Raw genomic sequence first — 6,684 nt, forward strand, 5'->3', positions numbered from 1 at the left:
GGACCCGGCAAGATCAACGGCCAGGCCATGCAGTTTGTAGTGGACACCGGTGCCACCGCAGTCAGCCTGGGCGTGAACGAGGCCGAGCGCATGGGCATCAACTACAAAAACGGCGAACAGGTGCGCATGAGTACGGCCAACGGCAACTCGGTAGGCTGGCGGGTACGGCTGGCCTCGGTGCGCATTGGCGATGTGGAGCTACCGGGGGTAGAGGCCATCATCACCCCCGCGTCCATGCCTTACGTGCTGCTGGGCAACAGCTTCCTGACCCAGTTCCAGATGACCCGCATCAACGACCAGATGGTGCTGGAACGGCGCTACTGAGACCGCCCACAGATTCTGATGCCCCGTGTCTGATAAATTCGGCGTGTCCCTCTAGACTGCCCTCGCTACATGCCCACCACCCAAGTGCCCCACCCGCAGGATGCCGACTACGAAGACCTGCTCAGCCTGTGGGCCGATCTGGAGTCTGGCCTGGCCATGGTGCTGGCCAATCCGCGCAACATCCCCGACTTTGAATCCAAGATCCGGCAGTACGACCGCTGGATGCAAGACCTGCTGCAGCAAGACACCGACACCGCGCTGTATTTGCTGTTCCAGCTTGCCACCAATGCGTCGGTAGGCTACAGCGCCCTGCATGCCCTGGTGTGCGCCGTGCTGTGCCACATCACCGCCCACGAACTGCACCTGGTAGACAGTGAGCGCGACAGCCTGGTGTTTGCCGCCATGACCATGAACGTTGGCATGACCCAGTTGCAAGACAGTCTGGCCGTGCAAACCAGCCAACCCAGCGAAACCCAGCAAGCGCAGATCCGCACCCATGCCGCCACCAGCTGCGAGGTGCTGGCCGACGTGGGCATTACCGACTCTGACTGGCTGGACGTGGTCGCCACCCACCACAGCGCGCACGACCCGCGCAGCGACATCCAGAGCCTGGGCCTGGTGCCCCGGCTGGCCCACACCCTGCGCGTGGTGGACCGCTATGCCGCCATGGTCAGCCCGCGCAAATCGCGCACCGGGCGCAGCGTGACGGATTCGGTGCGCAGCATCATGGCCAGCGCCCTGGGCGCGCACGACCCGGTGGGTTTCGCACTGGTGCGCGCCATTGGCCTGTGCCCGCCCGGTACCTATGTGCGCATGGACAGTGGCGAAACCGCCGTGGTGTTGCGCCGCAGCGCCAAGGCCAACCACCCGCTGGTGGCCATGCTGTTGAACCGCAAGGGCGAGGCGTTTATGCCGCCCCGGCTGCACCGCACCGCCACCAGCAGCCCGCTGATCCAGGCCGCGCTAACGCAAGACGCGGTGAAGGTCCGCGTGAACCACCAAAGCCTGCTGCGCCAAGGCATCTACGCCGACCGGGCCGCCCGCTAATTCAGGCGGGCTTCTTGCCTTTGCCCAGGCGAGACTCTTTGCCGTTCAATAAACGCACGATGTTTTCGCGGTGGCGGTAAAACAGCAGCGCGGCCATCACGCTGATGGACACCAGCACCGAAGTTTCGCTGTACCAAGCCCCACCGCTGCCCAGCACGTAGACCACCGGCGCCAGGGCCACCGCAACCAGCGAGGCCAAGGACGAAAACCGGAACACAAAGGCCACCAGCAACCAGGTCAGCATGGCCACCAAACCCAGTATCGGGTGGATGCCCAGCAGCACACCCAACGCGGTGGCCACGCCTTTACCGCCCACAAACTTGAAAAACACCGGGTACAAATGGCCCATAAATGCCGCCAGCCCGACCAGGGCGATGGTGCCGTCTTCCATGCCATAGGGCGCGCCGTACCAGCCCACCAGCGCCACCGGCAGCCAGCCCTTCACGCCATCCAGCAGCAAGGTGGCGATGGCAGCGGGCTTGCTGCCCGAGCGCAGCACGTTGGTGGCACCGGGGTTTTTGCTGCCAAAGGTGCGCGGATCGTTCAGGCCCATGACGCGGCTGACGATGACGGCAAACGACAGGGAGCCCAACAGGTAGGCGGCCAGGGTGGCCAAAACGGGGTAAATGATCGGGTAAATCGTGGTCAAACTATGTCTCCAAACTGGAGCGCATTTTGCCAGCCTGTCAGAGCGGAATGGCGCAATCCACCAGCTTTGCATTCAACAGCTGCACGCACACCTGCGGGTCCAGCCCCACCAGGTAGCCGCGCCGCCCGCCGTTGATGGCGATGCGGGGCAGTTCCAGAATGGCGGCTTCGATGTACACCGGCATGGTTTTGCGGGTGGCGAACGGCGAGGTGCCGCCTACCAGGTAGCCACTGTGCCGGTTCGCCACCTCGGGTTTGCAGGGCGTGACGGACTTGCAGCCGATCTGCCGCGCCAGGTTCTTCAGCGACACCGCGCGGTTGCCGTGCATCAGCACGATCAATGGTTTGGCGTGCTCGTCCTCCATCACCAGGGTTTTGACGACCGTGAACGGGTCCAGCCCCAGCACCTCCGCACTGTGCTGCGCCCCGCCGTGCTCCACGTAGGCGTAAGGGTGCTCGGTGAAGGCCACGCCCTGCGCCTTGAGGAACTGGGTGGCGGGGGTCTCTGAAATATGCGCAGCTTTGGCCATCGTCCAATATTTATATAAAAAGTGCCTCTGGCGCAGGTAGCACCTGCGCAAGCAGCTACTTAAAAAATAGCAAGCCAGTTATTGCGCGGGGTCGCGCAGTTCCCAGCGGATTTTGTCGATTGCGGCCAGCATGTCGGTCGACAAGGACTTGCCCCAGGCATCCAGGCATTCGTCCAACTGCGCCACCGAGGTGACCCCGATGATGGTGCTGGCGACCTGCCATTTGGAATGGCAAAACGCCAGCGCCATTTGCGTGGGGGTCATGCCGTTGGCGCGGGCCAGGGCGTTGTAGCGGCGCGCGGCCTCCAGCGCCTCGGGGCGGCCCCAGCGTTGTTTGCGCATGGATTCAAACTTGGCCATCCGGCCATCTGGCGCGCCCGGGCCGGTGGTGCCCGAGGCATCGTACTTGCCCGTCAACAGACCAAAGCCCAGCGGCGAATAGGCCAGCAGCGACACGCCCAGGCGGTGCATGGTTTCGTCGAGGCCGTTCTCTACGGTGCGGTTGATCAGGCAGTAGGGGTTTTGCACGGTGGCCACGCGCGGCAGGCCATGCTGCTCGGCCAGGCGCACAAACTCGTGCACGCCGTACGGGGTTTCATTCGACAGGCCGATGGCCTTGATCTTGCCCTGCTTGACCAGGGCGGCCAAGGCTTCTAGCTGCTCGTGGATGGAGGACACCGGCAGGTCTTTCTCCGGGTCGAAGTACACGCCGCCAAACGCGGGCACATGGCGCACCGGCCAGTGGATTTGGTAGAGGTCGATCACGTCGGTGTGCAGGCGGTGCAGGCTGCCGTGGCAGGCATCGATGATCTCGGCGCGGGTCAGGTCGGGGCTGCCATTGCGGATCCAGCCCATGCCGCGCGCCGGGCCGGCTACCTTGGTAGCCAGCACCACTTTGTGCCGCGCGCCGGGGGTTTTCAGGAACCAGTGGCCGAGGATGGTTTCGGTACCACCATAGGTTTCGGCGCGGGCGGGCACGGAATACATCTCGGCCGTGTCGATAAAGTTCACGCCGCGCTCCAGCGAACGGTCGAGGATGGCGTGGGCGTGGGCTTCATCCACCTGCTCACCAAAGGTCATGGTGCCCAGGCAAACGGCGGTGACTTGCAGGTCGCTTTGACCGAGTTGGATTTTTTTCATGGGTAAAGGCATCGTCAGAAGGGAATTTTTCCATCCTACAACAGGCCGCGTGTTCAAGTCGTCTAGCGGACAGACAAGCCCAGCCGGCACTGGCTACCATCGCAGCATGTACCCCCTCCAACGCCCCTCGCGCAGCGAATTCACTCCCATCCGCACCCTCCGCTACCACGTACGCCAGTGGGGCCAGCCCCGCCCCGGCCAGCCGCCGCTGGTGCTGGTGCACGGCTGGATGGACGTGGCCGCCAGCTACCAGTTCATGGTGGATGCTTTTGCCGGGGAGCGCCACACCATCGCCCCCGACTGGCGCGGCTTTGGCCTGACCGGCAGCGGCGGTGTCGATAGCTTCTGGATTCCCGACTACCTGGGCGACCTGGACTTTCTGCTGGACCACTACGCGCCGGGCCAGGCGGTGGACCTGGTCGGCCACAGCATGGGCGGCCACATCGCCATGCTGTACGCGGGCATCCGCCCCGAGCGCATCCGCCGCCTGGTGAACCTGGAAGGCTTTGGCATGCCCGCCACCAAGCCGTCCCAGGCACCCGGCCGCTTCGCCCAGTGGATGGACGGGCTGCACAGCCTGCACCAGGGCGAGATGGGCCTAAAGACCTATCTCGACTTGGGCGGCGTGGCCCGCCGCCTGATGAAGACCAACCCCCGCCTACCCCAAGACAAGGCCGACTGGCTGGCCCAGCACTGGGCACAGCCGCACACCCTGGCCGACGGCAGCAGCGCCTGGCAAATTCTGGGCGACCCGGCCCACAAGCTGCGCAACCCCCAGCTATTCCGCGTGGAGGAAGTGCTGGCCGTGTACCAGCGCATCACCGCGCCCACGCTGTCGGTCGAAGCATCCGACGACAGCCTGGCCCGCTGGGGCCTGGGCTACACGCTGGCCGAATACCACCAGCGCCTGCAGTCCGTGCCCCAGGCCACCGTGGCGGTCATCCAGGACGCGGGTCACATGCTGCACCACGACCAGCCCGAAGCGCTGGCCCGGTTGGTCGAGGCATTTTTGGTCGAATAATTTAAGCTTTTTAAGCTTTTTAGGCCTTTGGCGCAGGCTCTATCTGCGTGAATAGCTCTTAATTTAGTAGCAACCAAACTAAAGCGTCTGGCGGCAATTTGTGCCAGTATGTAAGCACCTTGACTACTTGGGCGCTGCAAAGCGGTTCAACATGAAACTGAGCCTCAAACTTCCCCTGGCGTTTGCCGCCGCCATGGTTTTGGTGCTGTGTGCCGCACTGTTTGGCATCTACCAGTTGAACTAGTCGCTGAACACCTACCAAACCACGGTGCAGGCCAGCTACGGCAACGAGCGCGCTATTGCCCATTTGCTCAACGACTTCAAGGTGCAGGTGCAGGAATGGAAAAACGTCTTGCTGCGCGGCAAAAACCCCGAGCAACTGGCGCGCTACTGGAAGGCGTTTGAAACCAAAGAAGGCGAAATCGCCAAAGCCACCAGCGCCCTGCAGCAGGAATTGCCGCCCGGCGAAGCGCGCAGCCTGGTCGAGCGCTTTGCGCAGGCCCACCAAACCATGGGCGCGGCCTACCGCAAAGGGCTGGAAGCCTTCAAAGCCGCCGACTTCGACCCGACCGTGGGCGACACAGCCGTGCAAGGCATGGACCGGGAACCCAGCAAACTGCTAGACGATGCCGAAAAAGCCATTGGCAACGACAGCCGCGCCGTGGCCGACCTGGCCGCCCAGAACGGCCAGCACGCCACTATCATCAGCCTGAGCGTCATGCTGCTGGTCTGCCTGGCGGTGATGCTGGTGAGCTGGCGCTTCAGCCGCACCATCACCACCCGCATCGGCCACGCGGTGGGCGTGTCGCAATCGGTGGCCAGCGGCGACCTGACTGCCGCCCAGGCAGTGTCGGGCAAAGACGAGCTGGCCGACCTGCTGAACGCCCTGAACCGCATGCAAACCAGCCTGGCCATCGTGGTCGGCAGCGTGCGCGCCAGCGCCGAAAGCGTGTCCAGCGCCAGCCAGGAAATCGCCATGGGCAACCACGACCTGAGTGCCCGCACCGAAGCCCAGGCCTCGGCCCTGGAAGAAACCGCCGCCAGCATGGAAGAGCTAGGGGCCACCATCCAGCAAAACACCGACGGCGCGCAGCACGCCAACCAGTTGGCCCTGCAGGCCTCCGGCGTGGCCGTGCGCGGCTCCGAGGTATTCACCCGGGCGGCCGACACCATGACTGGCATCGCCCAAGCGTCCAGCAAGATCGCCGACATCGTGGGCGTGATCGACGGCATTGCCTTCCAGACCAATATCCTGGCGCTCAACGCCGCCGTCGAAGCCGCCCGCGCCGGGGAGCAGGGCCGTGGCTTTGCGGTGGTGGCCAGCGAGGTGCGCCTGCTGGCGCAGCGCAGCGCCGATGCCGCCCGCGAAATCAAGGGCCTGATCCAGACCAGCGTGCAGCGCATGGCCCAGGGCACGGCGCTGGTGGACGAAAGCGGTGCCGCCATGCAAGAAGTGGTGGCCTCCATCCGCCGCGTTACCGACATCATGGGTGACATCAGCGCCGCCAGCCGTGAACAAACCCTGGGGGTGCTGCAAATCAGCGAAGCCATTACCCAGATCGACCAGAATACCCAGCAAAACGCGGCCCTGGTCGAACAAAGCGCCGCGGCCGCCGACAGCCTGAAGCACCAGGCGGCGGACTTAGTGCACACCGTGTCGGTGTTCCGGCTGGGGGGCGCGGGCCTGGGCCCACGGCTTTTGGCCTGAACCGCGCGGATTGCGCTGAGGGCGTTGTGTACCGTGAGAAAATAATGGGTTAGCCCCCGGCACCCACTCCCGAAAGAATCTCATGGACGCAGAACGTATCAATACCATTGGCAACCAACTCAGCACCCTGAGCGTGCGAACCGAAGATCTCCGGAGGTATCTTTGACGTCGATGCCAAAGCCGAACGCCTGCGCACCGTCAATGCCTCGCTAGAAGACCCCAGCGTCTGGAACGATCCGAAGAAGGCCCAGGAACTGGGCAAGGAA

Annotated in this window: 6 protein-coding genes and 2 pseudogenes; 5 read left to right on the forward strand and 3 right to left on the reverse strand. The window is 64.1% G+C overall.

What is annotated here, in order from left to right:
• The coding region (locus tag ABI213_RS18435) for a retropepsin-like aspartic protease (protein WP_348028155.1) at positions 1 to 324 on the forward strand (324 nt) is incomplete at its 5' end.
• Positions 325 to 393: 69 nt separating this feature from the next.
• Positions 394 to 1,371, forward strand: a complete 978-nt coding sequence (locus ABI213_RS18440; RefSeq protein WP_348007595.1) for a phosphodiesterase — start codon at positions 394 to 396, stop codon at positions 1,369 to 1,371.
• A 1-nt stretch (position 1,372) separates the two neighbouring features.
• On the opposite strand, the gene plsY is transcribed toward ABI213_RS18440, so the two are convergent.
• The 3 genes from plsY to ABI213_RS18455 form a co-directional block, all read right to left on the reverse strand.
• Positions 1,373 to 2,011 carry a glycerol-3-phosphate 1-O-acyltransferase PlsY gene (plsY, locus tag ABI213_RS18445; protein ID WP_348007632.1) on the reverse strand — a complete coding sequence of 213 codons (639 nt, stop codon included), beginning with the start codon at positions 2,009 to 2,011 and terminating at the stop codon, positions 1,373 to 1,375.
• A 46-nt stretch (positions 2,012 to 2,057) separates the two neighbouring features.
• On the reverse strand, positions 2,058 to 2,549 hold the full coding sequence (locus tag ABI213_RS18450) for an aminoacyl-tRNA deacylase (RefSeq protein ID WP_348007497.1): 492 nt from the start codon (positions 2,547 to 2,549) through the stop codon (positions 2,058 to 2,060).
• A 78-nt stretch (positions 2,550 to 2,627) separates the two neighbouring features.
• Positions 2,628 to 3,689, reverse strand: coding sequence for an aldo/keto reductase (locus ABI213_RS18455; protein WP_348007496.1), 1,062 nt, complete (start codon positions 3,687 to 3,689; stop codon positions 2,628 to 2,630).
• 106 nt (positions 3,690 to 3,795) lie between these two features.
• Between ABI213_RS18455 and ABI213_RS18460 the strand changes: the two genes are divergently transcribed.
• The 3 genes and pseudogenes from ABI213_RS18460 to prfB form a co-directional block, all read left to right on the forward strand.
• On the forward strand, positions 3,796 to 4,710 hold the full coding sequence (locus ABI213_RS18460; RefSeq protein ID WP_348007495.1) for an alpha/beta hydrolase: 915 nt from the start codon (positions 3,796 to 3,798) through the stop codon (positions 4,708 to 4,710).
• Between the two features lie 151 nt (positions 4,711 to 4,861).
• Positions 4,862 to 6,418: pseudogene (locus tag ABI213_RS18465) on the forward strand (methyl-accepting chemotaxis protein).
• Between the two features lie 82 nt (positions 6,419 to 6,500).
• Positions 6,501 to 6,684, forward strand: a pseudogene (gene prfB, locus ABI213_RS18470) (peptide chain release factor 2); the annotation flags it as partial.

It is taken from the genome of Rhodoferax sp. (assembly GCF_039922535.1).
Classification (GTDB): Bacteria; Pseudomonadota; Gammaproteobacteria; order Burkholderiales; family Burkholderiaceae_C; genus Rhodoferax_B.